General features: G+C 58.6%; 16 protein-coding genes and 1 pseudogene. 9 read left to right on the top strand and 8 right to left on the bottom strand.

Translation table 11 applies throughout. The annotated features are described in order from the left end of the window. Window positions 1-126: 126 nt before the first annotated feature. Window positions 127-1,284 carry a pyridoxal phosphate-dependent aminotransferase gene (locus GGD46_RS03655; RefSeq protein ID WP_184702237.1) on the bottom strand — a complete coding sequence of 386 codons (1,158 nt, stop codon included), beginning with the start codon at window positions 1,282-1,284 and terminating at the stop codon, window positions 127-129. Window positions 1,285-1,494: 210 nt separating this feature from the next. On the opposite strand from GGD46_RS03655, the gene GGD46_RS03650 reads away from it, so the two are divergent. The 7 genes and pseudogenes from GGD46_RS03650 (at window position 1,495) to GGD46_RS03620 (ending at window position 7,362) form a co-directional block, all read left to right on the top strand. Further along, window positions 1,495-2,262: a DsbA family protein gene (locus GGD46_RS03650; RefSeq protein ID WP_184701898.1), complete on the top strand. Its 768-nt coding sequence runs from the start codon at window positions 1,495-1,497 to the stop codon at window positions 2,260-2,262. A 184-nt stretch (window positions 2,263-2,446) separates the two neighbouring features. Beyond that, window positions 2,447-2,884, top strand: a complete 438-nt coding sequence (gene aroQ, locus GGD46_RS03645; protein ID WP_184701896.1) for a type II 3-dehydroquinate dehydratase — start codon at window positions 2,447-2,449, stop codon at window positions 2,882-2,884. A 24-nt stretch (window positions 2,885-2,908) separates the two neighbouring features. Continuing rightward, on the top strand, window positions 2,909-3,382 hold the full coding sequence (accB, locus tag GGD46_RS03640; protein WP_184701894.1) for an acetyl-CoA carboxylase biotin carboxyl carrier protein: 474 nt from the start codon (window positions 2,909-2,911) through the stop codon (window positions 3,380-3,382). Window positions 3,383-3,386: 4 nt separating this feature from the next. After that, complete coding sequence (accC, locus tag GGD46_RS03635; protein ID WP_184701892.1) at window positions 3,387-4,739, top strand: acetyl-CoA carboxylase biotin carboxylase subunit; 1,353 nt, start codon at window positions 3,387-3,389, stop codon at window positions 4,737-4,739. Window positions 4,740-4,742: 3 nt separating this feature from the next. Beyond that, window positions 4,743-5,357 (top strand): leucyl/phenylalanyl-tRNA--protein transferase, encoded by a 615-nt coding sequence (gene aat / locus GGD46_RS03630; protein WP_184701890.1) that lies wholly within the window; start codon window positions 4,743-4,745, stop codon window positions 5,355-5,357. A gap of 77 nt (window positions 5,358-5,434) precedes the next feature. Continuing rightward, a pseudogene (locus GGD46_RS03625) lies at window positions 5,435-6,404 on the top strand (DUF2167 domain-containing protein). Between the two features lie 322 nt (window positions 6,405-6,726). Next, the gene (locus GGD46_RS03620; RefSeq protein ID WP_184701888.1) at window positions 6,727-7,362 is read left to right on the top strand and encodes a DUF1062 domain-containing protein; all 636 of its coding nucleotides are present in this window, start codon (window positions 6,727-6,729) and stop codon (window positions 7,360-7,362) included. A 65-nt stretch (window positions 7,363-7,427) separates the two neighbouring features. Here the strand turns inward: GGD46_RS03620 and GGD46_RS03615 are convergent, their stop codons facing one another. The 3 genes from GGD46_RS03615 to GGD46_RS03605 all read right to left on the bottom strand — a co-directional run bounded on the left by GGD46_RS03615 (window position 7,428) and on the right by GGD46_RS03605 (window position 8,946). Further along, complete coding sequence (locus tag GGD46_RS03615) at window positions 7,428-7,868, bottom strand: DUF2155 domain-containing protein (protein ID WP_184701886.1); 441 nt, start codon at window positions 7,866-7,868, stop codon at window positions 7,428-7,430. A gap of 105 nt (window positions 7,869-7,973) precedes the next feature. Beyond that, on the bottom strand, window positions 7,974-8,372 hold the full coding sequence (locus GGD46_RS03610; protein WP_184701885.1) for an NADH:ubiquinone oxidoreductase subunit NDUFA12: 399 nt from the start codon (window positions 8,370-8,372) through the stop codon (window positions 7,974-7,976). Between the two features lie 106 nt (window positions 8,373-8,478). Then, window positions 8,479-8,946, bottom strand: coding sequence for a GNAT family N-acetyltransferase (locus GGD46_RS03605; protein WP_184701883.1), 468 nt, complete (start codon window positions 8,944-8,946; stop codon window positions 8,479-8,481). A 47-nt stretch (window positions 8,947-8,993) separates the two neighbouring features. Here GGD46_RS03605 and GGD46_RS03600 point away from each other — a divergent pair, with 47 nt between their 5' ends. Next, window positions 8,994-9,638 (top strand): hypothetical protein, encoded by a 645-nt coding sequence (locus GGD46_RS03600; RefSeq protein WP_184701881.1) that lies wholly within the window; start codon window positions 8,994-8,996, stop codon window positions 9,636-9,638. Window positions 9,639-9,699: 61 nt separating this feature from the next. Here GGD46_RS03600 and GGD46_RS03595 read toward each other — a convergent pair whose 3' ends face one another. The 3 genes from GGD46_RS03595 to GGD46_RS03585 form a co-directional block, all read right to left on the bottom strand. Beyond that, window positions 9,700-10,200, bottom strand: coding sequence for a GNAT family N-acetyltransferase (locus tag GGD46_RS03595; protein WP_184701880.1), 501 nt, complete (start codon window positions 10,198-10,200; stop codon window positions 9,700-9,702). A gap of 3 nt (window positions 10,201-10,203) precedes the next feature. Further along, window positions 10,204-11,709, bottom strand: a complete 1,506-nt coding sequence (gene gatB, locus GGD46_RS03590; RefSeq protein WP_184701878.1) for an Asp-tRNA(Asn)/Glu-tRNA(Gln) amidotransferase subunit GatB — start codon at window positions 11,707-11,709, stop codon at window positions 10,204-10,206. Window positions 11,710-11,796: 87 nt separating this feature from the next. Beyond that, the gene (locus GGD46_RS03585; RefSeq protein WP_184701876.1) at window positions 11,797-12,306 is read right to left on the bottom strand and encodes a GNAT family N-acetyltransferase; all 510 of its coding nucleotides are present in this window, start codon (window positions 12,304-12,306) and stop codon (window positions 11,797-11,799) included. Between the two features lie 304 nt (window positions 12,307-12,610). Here GGD46_RS03585 and GGD46_RS03580 point away from each other — a divergent pair, with 304 nt between their 5' ends. Beyond that, window positions 12,611-12,868, top strand: coding sequence for a YjhX family toxin (locus GGD46_RS03580; RefSeq protein ID WP_184701873.1), 258 nt, complete (start codon window positions 12,611-12,613; stop codon window positions 12,866-12,868). Window positions 12,869-12,943: 75 nt separating this feature from the next. Here the strand turns inward: GGD46_RS03580 and GGD46_RS03575 are convergent, their stop codons facing one another. Then, the gene (locus tag GGD46_RS03575) at window positions 12,944-14,944 is read right to left on the bottom strand and encodes a DUF4139 domain-containing protein (RefSeq protein WP_184701872.1); all 2,001 of its coding nucleotides are present in this window, start codon (window positions 14,942-14,944) and stop codon (window positions 12,944-12,946) included. Window positions 14,945-15,097: the final 153 nt, after the last annotated feature.

The following is a 15,097-nucleotide window of genomic DNA, read 5'->3' as shown; positions in this document are numbered from 1 at the left end:
GCGGCATGGAGCGCTAAGCGCGTCCACGAACGCCTGGCGGCTCCAGTCTAGAGATCACGCGGGAAACGATGTTCGCAGCCTGCGAAATCACTTTCGCAGGCAGGCGCAACCCATTGATCGGAGATTCTATTTCAGCCAGTTGGCCATACGCGCGGTGGCTTCTTCAATCTCGGCATTCGAGCCGGCATAGGAAATCCGCATCACCCGATGCCCTTCAACGGGATCGAAATCGAGGCCAGGCGTCGCGGCCACATTGATTTCCGCGAGCATCTTGCGCGCAAAGACCATGCTGTCATTGGTAAAGCGGCTGACGTCGACGTAGGCGTAGAAAGCGCCATCCATCGGCGATGCGATGTGAAAGCCGATTTCCGGCAGGCGACGCATGAGGAAATCGCGGTTGCGGCCATAGCTCTCACGATAGACATCGAGTTCGGCTTCGGCTCCGAGCGCGGCCTCGGCAGCGATCTGGGAAAGTTCCGGCGCGGAAATATAATGGCTCTGGGCAACGCGTTCGACGGGCCGCACCAGCCGCTCCGGCAACACCATCCAGCCGATACGCCAGCCGGTCATGCAGAAGTATTTCGAGAAGGAGTTGATGACGATGGCTTCATCCGTCAGCTCCAGCGCGCTCGTCTCTTCGCCGACAAAGGTGAGCCCGTGATAGATTTCATCGGAGATAAAGGCGATCGAGCGTTCATCGCAGTAATCCGCGAGAGCTTTGAGCGCCGCCCTGCCCGTCACGGTGCCCGTGGGGTTGGCCGGGCTTGCCAGCAGCACGCCCTTCAGCCGCTTGCCACTGGCGCTCTGCGCAGCCTCGAGGCTTTCCGGCGTCAGCGTGAACTGCGTCTCCTCCGTCACCGGCACTTCCACGACATCGAGGCCCAGTGCGCCAAGTATATTGCGATAGGCAGGATAGCCGGGGCGAGCGATGGCAACGCTGTCGCCGACGTCGAACAGGGTCAGGAACGCGAGATTGAAGCCGGCCGACGATCCGGTCGTGACCGCGATGCGTTTGGGATCGATCGATAGTCCGTGACGCGTCTTGTAGTGTGTGGAAAGCGCTTGACGCAGCGCCAATGTGCCAAGGGAATCCGTATAACCTATCCTGCCATGATCAAGGGCTGCACGCGCCGCCTCCAGGGCCGCCTGTGGCGCCGGATAGGAAGGCTGACCGACCGCCATCGAAATGACAGGATGTCCGGCCTGGCGCCGCCGGGTCGCCTCGGCAAGCACATCCATGGCGTGGAAGGGTTCGACATCACTGCGCTTGGATAGGGAAAACAAGATCAATTCTCTCTTCGGTCTGATCGTCATGCGACATTTGCCGCAATATTGGAGCGTTCACAATCCTGCGACTGCGGCTTTGCCGTGAAAATTCCTGTTTCTGGAAATAAGCATGCGCCGTAGATTGCGATCCATATTTGCCGATGTTAACCCGGCGATGGTATGCCGCATCCGAGAATGACCTCTCCGCATGAATCAAACGAGGACCCAATGACCTTTTCTTTCAAGAGCCTGCTGACGGTTTCGGCGATTGCCCTCACAGCATCCTTCGCCGCGATCCAGCCCGCCGCCGCGCTGGACGAGCAGCAGAAGAAGGAAATCGGCGAATTCATCAAGCAATACCTCGTCGAACATCCGGAAGTGCTGCTGGACGCGCAGGCCTCGCTCGAAAAGAAGCAGGATGAAGCCCGCCTCGCCCAATCGGCTCAGATCATCACCCAGAACAAGGACGCCATCTTCAACTCTAAGGACGATGTCGCGATCGGCAACCCACAGGGCAGCATCACGGTCGTCGAGTTCTTCGACTATAACTGCACCTACTGCCGTCATGCGCTCGGCGACATGGACAAGCTGCTGAAGCAGGACAAGGATGTGCGCTTCGTTCTGAAGGAGCTTCCGATCCTCGGTGCGGATTCGGTCGCCGCATCGCGGGTTTCCGATGCCTTCCGCAAGCTCGCTCCGGAAAAATATGCGCAGTTCCATCACAAACTGCTGAGCAGCGACGGCCGTGCGTCGGAAGACAGCGCCATCGAAGTAGGGACATCTCTCGGCGTCACCGAAGCGGCGCTCCGCGGGGAAATGGCGAAGAGCCCGAACAACGACATGATCAAGGCGACCTACCAGCTCGCCACGGATCTCAACGTAACCGGCACCCCGGCCTATGTCATTGGCAACGAAACCATTTCCGGCGCCATCGGGCTTGAGGCCATAAAGCAGAAGATCGCCAATGTCCGCAGCTGCGGCAAGACCTCCTGCTGACGCTCCTATCCCAGCGTCTGGCGCCGCATTCGAGGTACAGCAGCAGCTCCGCCTGTTTTGGCAGGGCTCAAAAATGCCAAAATCGCGGCGTTTCCACATCTAGAGACGCGCAACCTACGATCCGGGGCTTTCCTACAAGGCCTCGGGAGTCTATAGGTTGCGCTGTACTTTGACGGAACCACTGATGGCGCAAACTATTTTTGTCCTCAACGGACCCAATTTGAATGCTCTCGGCAAGCGCGAGCCGGGCATCTATGGCGGCAAGACGCTCAAGGATATCGAGGCAGATTGCAAAGCGGCGGGCGAAAGCCTGGGCTTCATCATCGATTTCCGCCAGAGCAATCACGAAGGTGTGCTGGTCGACTGGATGCACGAGGCGGGCGACAAGGCTGCCGGCGTTGCCATCAACCCGGGCGCTTATGGCCATACGTCGATCGCATTGCACGATGCTATTCGTGCCATTTCCATTCCCGTGGTAGAGGTGCACATCTCCAATATCCACGCACGCGAAGAGTTCCGGCATAAATCGATGATCGCGCCTGCTGCAAAGGGCATGATCTGCGGTTTCGGACCTCACAGTTACATCCTGGCGCTTCAAGCGCTGAAATCCATCACCCAATAACAAAAATACAGGGCAAGAAATCCAATGGCTGAAAAGAAATCGGGTATCGACCAGGCGCTGATTCGCGATCTCGCCAACATCCTCAACGATACGGATCTGACCGAGATCGAAGTCGAACAGGAAGATCTGCGCATTCGTGTGTCTCGCGCAGGCAACACGCAGTATGTTCAGGCGCCGATCGCAGCTCCCGTTGCATATGCGGCTCCAGCAGCTGCTGCCGCGGTGCCGGCTGCTGCGGCTCCGGCAGGCAAGACCCGCAATCCGGATAACGTCGTCAGCGCGCCGATGGTCGGCACGGCTTACCTCGCGCCGGCTCCCGGTGCAGCTTCGTTCGTTCAGGTCGGCGCAACCGTCAAGGAAGGCCAGACGCTTCTGATCATCGAAGCCATGAAGACGATGAACCAGATCCCTGCGCCGAAGTCCGGCACGGTAACCGAGATCGTCGTTCAGGACGGAAGCCCTGTCGAGTACGGCGAAGCCCTCGTAGTCATCGAGTAAGCCCATGCCAATGATTTCGAAGATTCTCATAGCCAATCGCGGAGAGATCGCTCTGCGCGTGCTGCGCGCCTGCAAGGAGCTCGGCATTGCGAGCGTCGCGGTGCACTCCACCGCCGATGCCGACGCGATGCATGTACGGCTTGCGGATGAGAGCGTTTGCATCGGCCCGCCGCCGTCGCGCGAAAGCTATCTCAACATCCACCAGATCGTTGCCGCCTGCGAGATCACCGGCGCCGATGCCGTGCATCCCGGCTATGGTTTCCTTTCGGAAAATGCAAAGTTCGCCGACATTCTCGAGGCGCACGGCATTACCTTCATCGGCCCGACGGCAGAACATATCCGCCTGATGGGTGACAAGATCACCGCCAAGACCACGGCGCAGCAGCTCGGCATTCCGGTCGTTCCGGGTTCCGACGGCGAAGTGAAGACGGAAGCGGAAGCGCTGAAGACGGCGCGCGAGATCGGCTATCCCGTTCTCATCAAGGCAACCGCCGGCGGCGGCGGCCGCGGCATGAAGGTCGCCCGCAAGGAAGAGGATCTGATCGAGGCCTGGTCGACGGCACGTACGGAGGCTGCTGCCGCCTTTGGCAACGAATCCGTCTACATGGAAAAATACCTCGGCAAGCCGCGCCACATCGAGATCCAAGTGTTCGGCGACGGCGAAGGCAATGCCGTCCATCTCGGCGAACGTGATTGCTCGCTGCAGCGCCGTCACCAGAAGGTATGGGAAGAAGCAAACTCCCCAGCTCTCAATGTCGAACAGCGCATGAAGATCGGCCAGATCTGCGCCAACGCCATGAAGAAGCTGAAGTATCGCGGCGCCGGTACCATCGAGTTCCTCTATGAGAATGGCGAGTTCTATTTCATCGAAATGAACACCCGACTGCAGGTCGAGCATCCGGTCACGGAGGCCATTACCGGTATCGACCTCGTGCACGAGCAGATCCGCGTCGCCTCCGGTGGCGGTCTTTCCGTGACGCAGGATGAAGTGCATTTCCAAGGCCACGCCATCGAATGCCGCATCAATGCCGAAGATGCCCGCACCTTCGTCCCCTCGCCCGGCACGATAACGCACTTCCATGCGCCTGGCGGCCTTGGCGTTCGTATCGATTCCGGCGCCTATCAGGGTTACCGGATCCCGCCCTACTACGACAGCTTGATCGGCAAGCTGATCGTGCATGGCCGGACCCGCGTTGAGTGCATGATGCGTCTGCGCCGTGCGCTTGATGAGTTCGTCGTCGACGGCATCAAGACGACCTTGCCGCTGTTCCAGGATCTGGTTTCCAACCAGGATATCGCCAATGGCGATTACGATATCCATTGGCTGGAAAACTACCTAGCCAAGACTTCGGCCTAGCCTGTGCCAGGAGCGCGCGGCAGACGTCCCGGCATTACCCCGGAGATTTTGCTGCGCGCCTATTCCATCGGGCTTTTCCCGATGGCGGAATCGGCGGACGATCCGGAGATCTTCTGGGTTGAGCCGGAGCTGCGGGGCATCATCCCGCTCGATACATTCCACATATCCAAAAGTCTGGCGAAGAAGATTCGTCAGAAGCCCTTTGACATCCGCTTCAATACGGATTTCGACGGTGTTATCGCGGCTTGCGCGGAACAGACGATCGGCCGGCCGAGCACATGGATCAACGACACGATCCGCTCGCTATACGGTATTCTACATCAGCTTGGCCATGCGCATTCCGTCGAGGCCTGGGAAGGCAATGAGCTGGTCGGAGGGCTTTACGGCGTCTCGCTGGGTTCTGCCTTCTTCGGCGAGAGCATGTTCTCGCGCCGCACGGACGCTTCCAAGATCTGCCTCGTCTATCTGGTGGAGCGGCTGCGGCAACGCGGCTTTACACTACTCGACACTCAGTTCACGACCGAACATCTGAAGACGTTCGGCGCTATCGACATGCCGAAGGACGACTACGCAAAAATCCTCGAAAGGGCGATGGAATCGCCCAATCTGAGCTTTTAAACGGTTGATATTTCTGCGAGCGAATTGATTCCGATCGAGATCGCTCTAAGTTCGCCTCGACAGCCGGAGGTAGAATATTGAAGAAACATCTTGCAATCTCCGTTCTCGCCGCGTGGGCGGCCACAACACAGGCCAATGCCAAGTCCTTTCACGACATGTTCGGCGCCGAGCCACCGGCCGGACCGCGGGGCACGGTGCTGAAGCAGTTGAATTTCCAGCAAGGCGCGATCAAGCTTTCCTCGGCAAATGCAACGCTGAACGTTTCGGATCAATTCTACTATCTTAATCCGGATGACGCGAGAAAGGTGCTCGTACAGCTCTGGGGCAATCCCGAGAGTGCCGCAAGCTCCATTCTTGGCATGATCTTTCCGGCAAAATACTCGCCTGTCGACCAGCAATCCTGGGGCGCTGATCGATTATGAATCCAGCGGCCACGTCTCCGACGACGATGCAGCTTCGACGGACTACAATGAGCTGCTGAAGCAGATCCAGGATGCCATCAAGGAGGAAAATCCGGAGCGCGAACAGCAGGGTTACGATCCGATCACGCTTGTCGGCTGGGCCGAGCCGCCACATTACGACAAAGCGAGCCATGCCCTGCATTGGGCTCGCGACCTGATCTTCGGCAAGGATCAGAACGGTGAGCATACGCTGAACTACTCGGTACGTATTCTCGGGCGTGAGGGTGTCACGGAGCTCGAATTCATTGCCGGGCTCAATCAGCTGCAGCAGATCAACACCGCCATTCCGAACGTCATAAACACCGTTCAATACGACAGCGGCAAACGCTATGCGGACTTCGTCAATGGCGACAAGATCGCAGCCTATAGCATGGCGGGGATGATCGCCGCCGGCGCTGGCGTGAAGGTGGCTGCCAAGCTTGGATTGCTTGCCGTCGTTCTCGGCTTTTTCAAGAGTTTTGGCGTCGCCCTCCTCGCGTTGAAGAAAGGCCTGATCGTCATCCTGATCGGCTTGGCAGCAGTCGGTCGCAAGATTCTCGGCCTGTTTCGCCGCAAGGACAAAACCGACATCGAAAACAATCCCTGACTGAAGCTTCAGGGGCTTCAAACTCAGGTTGTTATTTGCTATCGCTCTCCGCGAAGAGCGTTGGCACGTAGAGGTTCCACTTTGCCTTTGTAAATACCGGTCTCATCCAGTTTCACCCAGTGCGTCGAGGCGACGATTCGCCCGGCGTATGCTTATGTCCATCGGGTGGTGGCCTGAGACCGGTTTGGCATTGTCACAACGCGCCTTGCGCAGCCATTGCTGTCTCAGCTCTTCAGCCGTCCCGCAACATCGCCATACCGTGCCCTGATGGGCTTATCTCGCTGCCAGCTTGGTGGACTTCCAGACGGAAGACCAAGACGGTATGTGCAATATTCTTCGGGTCCGATGGACCATTTCTCCCCAGACGGCGCCGCAGCCGTGGATCGCCTGCAGCACCTGCGGCAGCTTCAAGCCCTTCAGATCGAGCGGCAAGGTCAGGCTCAACGCCAATGGCAGGAAGCTCGACGCCTGGCTCATCTACAAATGCATGGATTGCGGCAAGACCTGGAACCGAACACTCTTCGAGCGGCGAAACCTTCGCGACCTTGACCCCGACACGCTGGAGGCACTGCAGCACAGCCACCCCGAATGGGTGCGTGTTCAGGAATTCGATCTCGACGGGCTGAAGCGAAAGGCAAAACGCATCGACGAACCGCCGGATGCGATCATCTCGAAGGAAAGAATGAGCGAAACGAGCGGCTGGACAGTCCTGGAAATCGAGATGGTCACTGAACTCTCTGTGAATCTCCGGCTCGACCGGCTGCTTGCGGCAGAGTTGGCAATCTCCCGCTCCAGGCTCCAGACACTTCACGAAAGAGGCAGCCTGAGGGCCTATCCGGGTCACAACGGCTTCCTGCGCAACAGGGCCAAAGACGGCACAAGGATTATCCTCGATCTCTCCGATGCCAGCGATCGGCACGCGATCGGAAGCGCGGCGACCAATCCCGAGAGATCGTAAAAAATCGCCTGCAGGAGCAAGGCTTCTGCAGGCGATCATTTCTTACAGGGAAATCCTGAAACCGATCACTTGGCGCCGGCAGAATCCGGCGCCGGGACGTCAGACTTCTGCTTGCACTCTTTCAGCCAGACGTCATAGATCGGGTGCTCGACGGCGTTGAGGCCGGGGCTGTCGGCAAACATCCAGCCGGTGAAGATACGCCGGATGCGGCGATCAAGGGTAATTTCGTCGACTTCGACGAAGCCATCAACCTTCTGCTGCTCGGTATCGTCTCGCGAATAACAAGCGCGCGGTGTCACCTGAAGCGCTCCGAACTGCACGGTTTCATTGACATAAACATCGAAAGTTGTGATCCGGCCGGTGATCTTGTCGAGGCCTGAGAATACGGCGACGGGATTGGCGATGCGGGCCGCTTCGGCTGAGGGGGCAGACATGATGCCGGCAAGAAGGACTATGCCCGCTCCTGCCATCGCACGCAAAGAAGCGCTCCGCGTGAAAAACGTCATATCCGCCAATCTCCGCTTGGTCTCGGTCAAAGCGCCGAGCAAGAGCCGGCTATTGTCGCGCCTAAAGCCAAATTGTGGCCAAAGGACGAGCCGGCCCCCTCGTGCTTAGTTGCCCGGGGTCCAGGCGTCATAGTCGCCGGTAACGCGCGGACGCTCGCCAGCAACGGCCAAAGAGCCCGGCGGACGGTAAGCCTGCGGCGTGCCGGTCTGATTGGCGCGGTGCTGCTTCTGCCATTCCTTGGCAACGTAGTTGTCCTTGGTCGGCGGAACGTCGGTGCGGTGATGCATCCAGCCGTGCCAGCCCGGAGGAATGGCCGAAGCTTCGGCATAGCCCTTGTAGATTACCCAGCGCTTCGGAAGCCCATAGGAAGACATGCCGCCTTCGTAATAGACATTGCCGAATTCATCCTCGCCAACGCGCTTGCCAAAACGCCAGGTCGCAAAGCGCGTACCCATTGTCTGACCGTTCCACCAGGTGAAGGTTTGCAGGATGAAATTCCACATGTCTTTTCCTCGATACCCGCTGAGGGGCGAGCGATACCAGAATTCGATAGTTTGCTTATGCCGCCACCGGACCGGCTTGTCCAGTGATTCCAGCACGCAAACCGGTTCATTTCAATGTCATCTTGAAGCCGAGATGGGTCGGCTTGAAGCCCAGTCTCTCATAGAAGCGGTGTGCATCCTTGCGTACCGCATTCGAGGTCAATTGCACCATCTTCATGCCGCGGCCTTTTGCCTCGTCGATGCAGAAATTGATCATGGCGGCGCCAATCCCCTGCCCGCGCAGATCCGTGCGCGTCTGGACCGACTCGATAATCATCGCGGATGAACCGCGCCCATGCAGCGAGGTAACGATGATCGTCTGGAACGTACCGACGATCTCCCCGCCAAGCTCGGCGGCATAGAGCGTCTGATCCGACGATGCCGTGATGGCTCGGAAGGCACGCAGATAATCGTCATAGGCGGAAGGATCGGTCGTATCGCCATGGCCACCCATAGCGTCCGCAGCGAAAAGGCCGATCAGGGAGGTAAGATCGGATTCTTTCGCTTCGCGGATAAGTAGTCCTTGTGAGGGCAATGTATCGTACCTACGTCATTATTCCGTGGAGGAACTTAAAGGCAATCATGTCGACCAGCGAAACGTATAGGATCGAATACGACAATTCTGCGTTGGGGTCCGAGGCAGCAACGTATATCTTTTTCACGGTAGGGCTTGTCTTTATAGCCTTTCTTTCAAGAAGCCACATCGTCACAAGCATCGCGTGGATATCAGTTGCGCTGATGACCGCGTACGTCGCCGTCAAGGCATTGCTAAAGCTTATCTTTCAGGCGCGAAAGGCAATTTTGATCATATCGCCGAAAGGTATAAAGGATGCTCGATTGGGCTCAGATTTTGTCCCTTGGGACGACATCGAGAAAATTGACGTCCCCGCGCCACGCCGAAGCCTGGGCAAGATGTTGGGCATCATACTCCTGGGCTTTTTCTTGCTCGTCGTTGCGATAATCCTGTCCGAAGGTGGGGTTATCCCTGTCGAGGCGCTCGATTGGAGCCGACCAGACCACCATGTTTGGTTGTTATTGGCCCCAGGGCGTCGCGTTACGGGGCAACTGCGCAGCTCAAAGCACCTCGTCCGCCAAGTGACTGGGGATATGCAGCACGTTTGCATCGCGGATTCAGACCTGACCTACCAAAAGCCAGAGCTTCTCGAGCTGATGGTCAAATTCCATGCACGCTATAAAAAAGCAGAGAAAACTGAAGCGTTGGCCTAACCGATAAGAGCAGCGCCAATGAGCCAAAAGACCGGCAACGCGGGCCAAAGGCAGCCGGCTGTCACATAGCCAGCGGCTTCTCGAATATCAGCGCCGGAATGCCCGATTGCCCGTCGCCGCAATTTTCCGTTCTGCCGACCTCGACAAAGCCATGCGCCTTGTAGAAGGCGATGGCCGCCTCGTTCTGCGGTTCGACCTCCAGACGCATGATCTCGGCGTCCGGGAAGCAGGTTTCCAGCTCGGAGAAGATATCGCGGCCAATACCCTGCCGTTGATGGCGTGGGCTGACATAGAGCATATGGAGCATGACCGTCTTGGTCATCTCCTTGGACATGGCGGCATAGCCCATGCCGCCGATCGTCCGGCCGTCATCGGCAACCAGAAATTCGGAGTTCTTGTTCGCCAGCCGTGCTTTCAGCGAAGCCTGCGAGTGCCATGAGGCGTGCAGCTCGCTCACCTTGTCTGGACCGTAGATCCAGTCGTAGGTTGCATGCCAGGTCTCGCCCAGCAGAGCACGGACCTTTTCCAGGTCCTGCTCGCTGGCGGTGCGCACGAAGAACACCGACTATTCCTCTTCGATGCCGAGCTTGGCCTTGACCAGCGCCTGCACGGCCTGCGGGTTGGCCTTGCCGCCCGTCGACTTCATGACCTGGCCGACGAACCAGCCGGCAAGCGTCGGCTTGGCCTTGACCTTGGCGACCTGGTCCGGATTGGCGGCGATGATCTCATCGACGGCCTTTTCGATCGCGCCGGTGTCGGTGACCTGCTTCATGCCGCGGGCTTCGACGATTTCGGCGGGGTCGCCGCCCTCTGCGAGGATGATCTCAAACAGATCCTTGGCGATCTTGCCTGAGATGGTTTCGGCCTTGATGAGATCGATGATCGCGCCGAGCTGAGCGGGAGAAACCGGAGTCTCTTCAATATCTTTGCCCGATTTGTTCAAGGCGCCTAGCAGGTCGTTGATGACCCAGTTGGCAGCCATCTTGCCATCGCGCCCGGCGGCAACTGATTCGAAATAGTCGGCGATCGCCTTTTCCGACACCAGAACGGAAGCGTCGTAGATCGAGAGGCCAAGCTCGCGGACGAAACGCTCCTTCTTGTCGTCGGGCAATTCCGGCAGATGCTGGGCAAGTTCCGCAACGAAAGCATCATCGAACTCGAGCGGCAGCAGATCCGGATCGGGGAAATAGCGATAGTCATGCGCATCTTCCTTGGTGCGCAGCGAACGCGTCTCGCCCTTGTTCGGATCGAACAGGCGGGTTTCCTGGTCGATCGTGCCGCCGTCTTCCAGAATGCCGATCTGACGGCGCGCTTCATATTCGATCGCCTGACCGATGAAGCGGATGGAGTTGACGTTCTTGATTTCGCAGCGCGTGCCGAATTCGCCGCCCGGACGGCGGACCGAAACGTTGACGTCGGCACGCATCGAGCCTTCATCCATGTTGCCATCGCAGGTGCCCAAGTAGCGCACGATCGAGCGCAGCTTGGTCATGTAGGCCTTGGCCTCGTCAGCCGAGCGGATATCCGGCTTGGAAACGATTTCCATCAGCGCGACGCCGGAGCGGTTGAGGTCGACATAGGACATGGTGGTGTGCTGGTCGTGCAACGACTTGCCGGCATCCTGCTCCAGATGCAGGCGCTCGATGCCGATTTCGATGTCTTCAAACTGGCCCTGACGGTCCGGGCCAAGGGATATAACGATCTTGCCTTCGCCGATAATCGGATCCTTGAACTGCGAGATCTGGTAGCCCTGCGGCAGGTCGGGATAGAAATAGTTCTTGCGGTCGAAGATCGAACGATTGTTGATCTGCGCCTTCAGGCCGAGGCCGGTGCGCACAGCCTGCTTGACGCATTCCTCATTGATGACGGGCAGCATGCCGGGCATGGCGGCATCGATGAGCGAGACGTTGGAATTCTGCGGCTTGCCGAACTCGGTCGAGGCGCCGGAGAAGAGCTTGGAATTGCTCAGCACCTGGGCATGGACTTCCATGCCGATAACGATTTCCCAATCGCCGGTGGCACCGGGGATGAAGCGTTTCGGATCTGGCGTACGGACGTCGACAAGGGTCATTGGAAGCTCTTGAAATGCTGTTCTTCTGAACTTTGTGAGGTAGAGCAATTGGCGAGGCGGCGCAAGGCTTTCGGCGTCACCGGCGCGCTATATGCCCGGTCCGTAAGCGCCGTCGCCCTCCTCGACCAGCCATTTCGAAAGCCCGACCGTCGGGACATCGCTATCAAGCTTCGGGGAATAGACGATGGACAGCCAGTGGATGCCATAACCACGCGCCTTGAAGAAGGCGATGGCATCCGCATTTCCGGCATGGCTCTGCAGGGAAACTTTTTCCAGCCCCTGCTCGCGCACATCCTGCTCAATCCGCGCCAGAAGCGCAGAGCCAAGGCCGCGCCTTTCGAAATCCGGATCGATCCAGAAATCGGAAATTGCCTCGTCCAGTGCCTCGCGAGCGGCCCATCCTGCCGCCTCGCCATTTAGCTCGATGACAGTGATCGTCAGCCAGAGATTGCGGGTGAAATTCGAAAAGGCCTCGCTTGCGCTTTCCAGCAGTTCGCCCGTGCCGCCAATCGCGCCCATGGCCTTCTGCCAAGAGCGCAGGCCTATACTCGCCAACACATCGGTTTCACCCTCATGGGCATTGCGAATGTGGATCATCAACCCCTCGCCATTTCGAGTAGTAAAGCACCTGGACGCCGCTTTTTCCAGCGACGAGATTCCGGGGCCTGCGCCACGGCACCACCGATCGACATGGTTGAAGCTTGACTGTCAGGCGCAACCTGTTTTACACACGGCGCCTCAACGGAGTTTTTATGTCCACCTCTTGTCTGTCCCGGTAAAGGCCTCGCCCGCAAGTCTTCTTGCGTGCCGGGCCTGAAAAAACGAAGCCCCGACTTCCCTTAAGGGAAGCTTCGGATCGTTTTTATGCGTCCTTTCGGGCGCTTTACGGATTCAGACAACAATGGACATTTCCCGCGCTGAACAGCGCATCCTGCACTTGCTCGCTCAAGGCGGGCGCATCGAAATCGAACGTACCAAAAACAAGAAGATCGAAACCGTCTTTTGCTACACGCGGGACGGCTGGGTCTATCCCGGCTTCGACATCGAGCTCTTCCGCCGGCTGAAACGCCTCAAGGCAATTAGATCAACCGACGGCCACCCCTACCGCATCAGCGACAAGGGATTGCGGCTGGTGCGATCGCAGCTGGACAACAGGTAGCGAAAGCGTGAGAGCCGCCCGACCGGGCGGCTCTCATTTACTCCTACGGCTCTTGCAAAGGTGCGCTCGCGTCGATCAGAATGTCCGGATGATCTCTGTCACCCGATCGCCCCTGCGATCGCTTTCCTGTTGCACCGTATCGCGCCTTTCGTTCATCGAGGCGATCTGATCCTCGCTATCCGCCAGAGCTTTCAAATAGCGCTTCTGCAGATCGCTTTTGTCCGGTACGGCACCGAGATTGCGTCTTATCCGCTCCTGCTCGTTGACGGTTTTCTCGATTTCGCTGTCGAGGCTCGCCAGTTCGTTCTGGACAGTGACCTGCCTTTTGCGCGCGTCGGCTAGCTCCGTCAGCTTGTCCGTGAGCGCCTTGTCATTGGTCGAGGCCGACCATCCGAGCAGCATGTCCGGCTCGACATCGACCAGGGCGTAGCTGTTGCTCTGCAGCTGCTCGTCGACCGCCGTCAGCACTTTTTCCGCGCCGGCCGGCACGACCGCCTTGAGCCGCTGGTGCGTTGCCGTCTTGCCGAAGCTCTCAGCCGAGGAGAACGACCAGCCGTCTCTGATCGGGTGTTCGATGATGACGGTCCTTTCGCCGTCAAGCGCGCCTGACACGGTGTATGTCGTCGTCTGGCGATATTTGACGGTGGCATTCATCACGCCATCGGCAACTTTCAGGGAGGCGATCTCCTCCTTTGGCGTCTGCTGTTCGCTGATCGATACTTTGCGATCGGTCGCAAAACTGGCGAGGCGCGTATCGCCCGTCGGCAGCGCCGAGAGTTGGGAGTCGCCGATATAGCCGGCCTTGCTGTCGTATAGTGTCAGGATTCCCGCCGGCATGCTCACCCCGGTTGTGTTCTTCAACATGACTGCGGCGATGGGATTGCGCACGCTGCTGCCGGCTCGATACATGTCCACCATGTCCGCTTCCACATCCGCGTCCATGATCGGCACCGACAAGGTATCACCATTGGCGAGGTCGTATTTTCCCGGAAGTTCGAACGTCGCGGAGATATCGCTTTCCGTCGCGGCGGTTGGGGTTCCAGCGGCAACTTGCATTGGCTCTGCCGGCCGCGCCAATTCGTCGGCTGCGACGGTCGGCGCATCCGCAACTCTCTTCGCCGCATACATCGCTCCCGCGGCTGGCGCAGGCATTTCCATGCTCGAAGCCAGACGCCGCCTGTTGGACAGATCGCCACTATCGGGAGCGAGGACATTATTGGACGCCGTGTTGACGGGCACCTCCTGCCTCTCCCTCCAATAGAGCTGATGCAGCCCCTGCCTCAACGTCACCGGCTCGGCCGAGGTCAGCGTCAGCTTGATGCCCTTCCAATCCTCGCCGCTGGCATTTTCCAGCACCGTCCATGCCTGCAGGCGTGCCTTGTCTTTTCCGTCGATGACAACCTTATAGGCCGTTTTCCATATGGGGGACGGCACGACATAGGTGAGGCCTATGTCGCCGCTGTTCTTCGCTCCATTCACCCTGATATCGATGGCGCGGGTGCGGTCGTTCTTGCCGCGGGCAATGGCTGCCGTCGCCTTTGCGAGTTTTGCTCTTGTGTCCGGGTCGTCAAACCGGACTGATGCGTCCTCGCCGAGCAGCAGCGTCTCCACCGCGCCATTCTTGTCGATGACGGTCAGCAGGTAAGCCGTTGCCTTCTCGTCGACCTTCCTCGCCTCTATCCCGAGAACACTTCCTTCAACGGTCTTGCCATCGCTGGTGACCGATACTTTAGCACCCTGCATCGACGTCAGAAGCGACGGCACGGACGAGAGCGCTTCCAGACTGAACGGCAGGCCTTTGAAGGTTTCCTGCAAGGGCTGCGGACCCGCCAGCGCCATGCCGGCCACCGAGCCGACGGACCCGTTCACCACCAGGCTCTTCAGGATGTCATCGACTTGATCGAGCGGCACCTCGATCCGGATCACGCCGTCGCTGTTGACATCGGCCGATCGCGAAACCTGGGCCAGACCGCCCGAAGACAGGGTTATGGATCGAATAGCCCCATTGTCAGCCGCCAGCGAAATCGCTGGAAAAGACGCGCCAAGGAGCAGGATCGCCGTGACTTGCTTGAGCATGAAGAGACCTTCCGATTCGGTTGCAGGGGACGAGACCAAGCGGCTCGCTGCAATTTATGATCGTATTTCGGTCTAAAGTGTGATGGCGCCTGGGCGGAATATCGGCACTTGCAAAAAGGGCCGCCCGGATTTGCCCGAACGGCCCTTCTTAGA

This window comes from Martinezella lusitana (assembly GCF_014207095.1).
GTDB classification, from domain to species: domain Bacteria; phylum Pseudomonadota; class Alphaproteobacteria; order Rhizobiales; family Rhizobiaceae; genus Rhizobium; species Rhizobium lusitanum_B.
This window is presented reverse-complemented; position numbering and strand designations above follow the sequence as displayed.

What these genes read in the sequence shown, in the direction of transcription:
- GGD46_RS03650 (WP_184701898.1), top strand. Translation starts at nt 1,495, where the DNA reads ATGACCTTTTCTTTCAAGAGCCTGCTGACGGTTTCGGCGATTGCCCTC.
- aroQ (WP_184701896.1), top strand. Translation starts at nt 2,447, where the DNA reads ATGGCGCAAACTATTTTTGTCCTCAACGGACCCAATTTGAATGCTCTC.
- accB (WP_184701894.1), top strand. Translation starts at nt 2,909, where the DNA reads ATGGCTGAAAAGAAATCGGGTATCGACCAGGCGCTGATTCGCGATCTC.
- accC (WP_184701892.1), top strand. Translation starts at nt 3,387, where the DNA reads ATGCCAATGATTTCGAAGATTCTCATAGCCAATCGCGGAGAGATCGCT.
- GGD46_RS03620 (WP_184701888.1), top strand. Translation starts at nt 6,727, where the DNA reads ATGTGCAATATTCTTCGGGTCCGATGGACCATTTCTCCCCAGACGGCG.
- GGD46_RS03615 (WP_184701886.1), bottom strand. Translation starts at nt 7,868, where the DNA reads ATGACGTTTTTCACGCGGAGCGCTTCTTTGCGTGCGATGGCAGGAGCG.
- GGD46_RS03610 (WP_184701885.1), bottom strand. Translation starts at nt 8,372, where the DNA reads ATGTGGAATTTCATCCTGCAAACCTTCACCTGGTGGAACGGTCAGACA.
- GGD46_RS03600 (WP_184701881.1), top strand. Translation starts at nt 8,994, where the DNA reads ATGTCGACCAGCGAAACGTATAGGATCGAATACGACAATTCTGCGTTG.
- gatB (WP_184701878.1), bottom strand. Translation starts at nt 11,709, where the DNA reads ATGACCCTTGTCGACGTCCGTACGCCAGATCCGAAACGCTTCATCCCC.
- GGD46_RS03585 (WP_184701876.1), bottom strand. Translation starts at nt 12,306, where the DNA reads ATGATCCACATTCGCAATGCCCATGAGGGTGAAACCGATGTGTTGGCG.
- GGD46_RS03580 (WP_184701873.1), top strand. Translation starts at nt 12,611, where the DNA reads ATGGACATTTCCCGCGCTGAACAGCGCATCCTGCACTTGCTCGCTCAA.
- GGD46_RS03575 (WP_184701872.1), bottom strand. Translation starts at nt 14,944, where the DNA reads ATGCTCAAGCAAGTCACGGCGATCCTGCTCCTTGGCGCGTCTTTTCCA.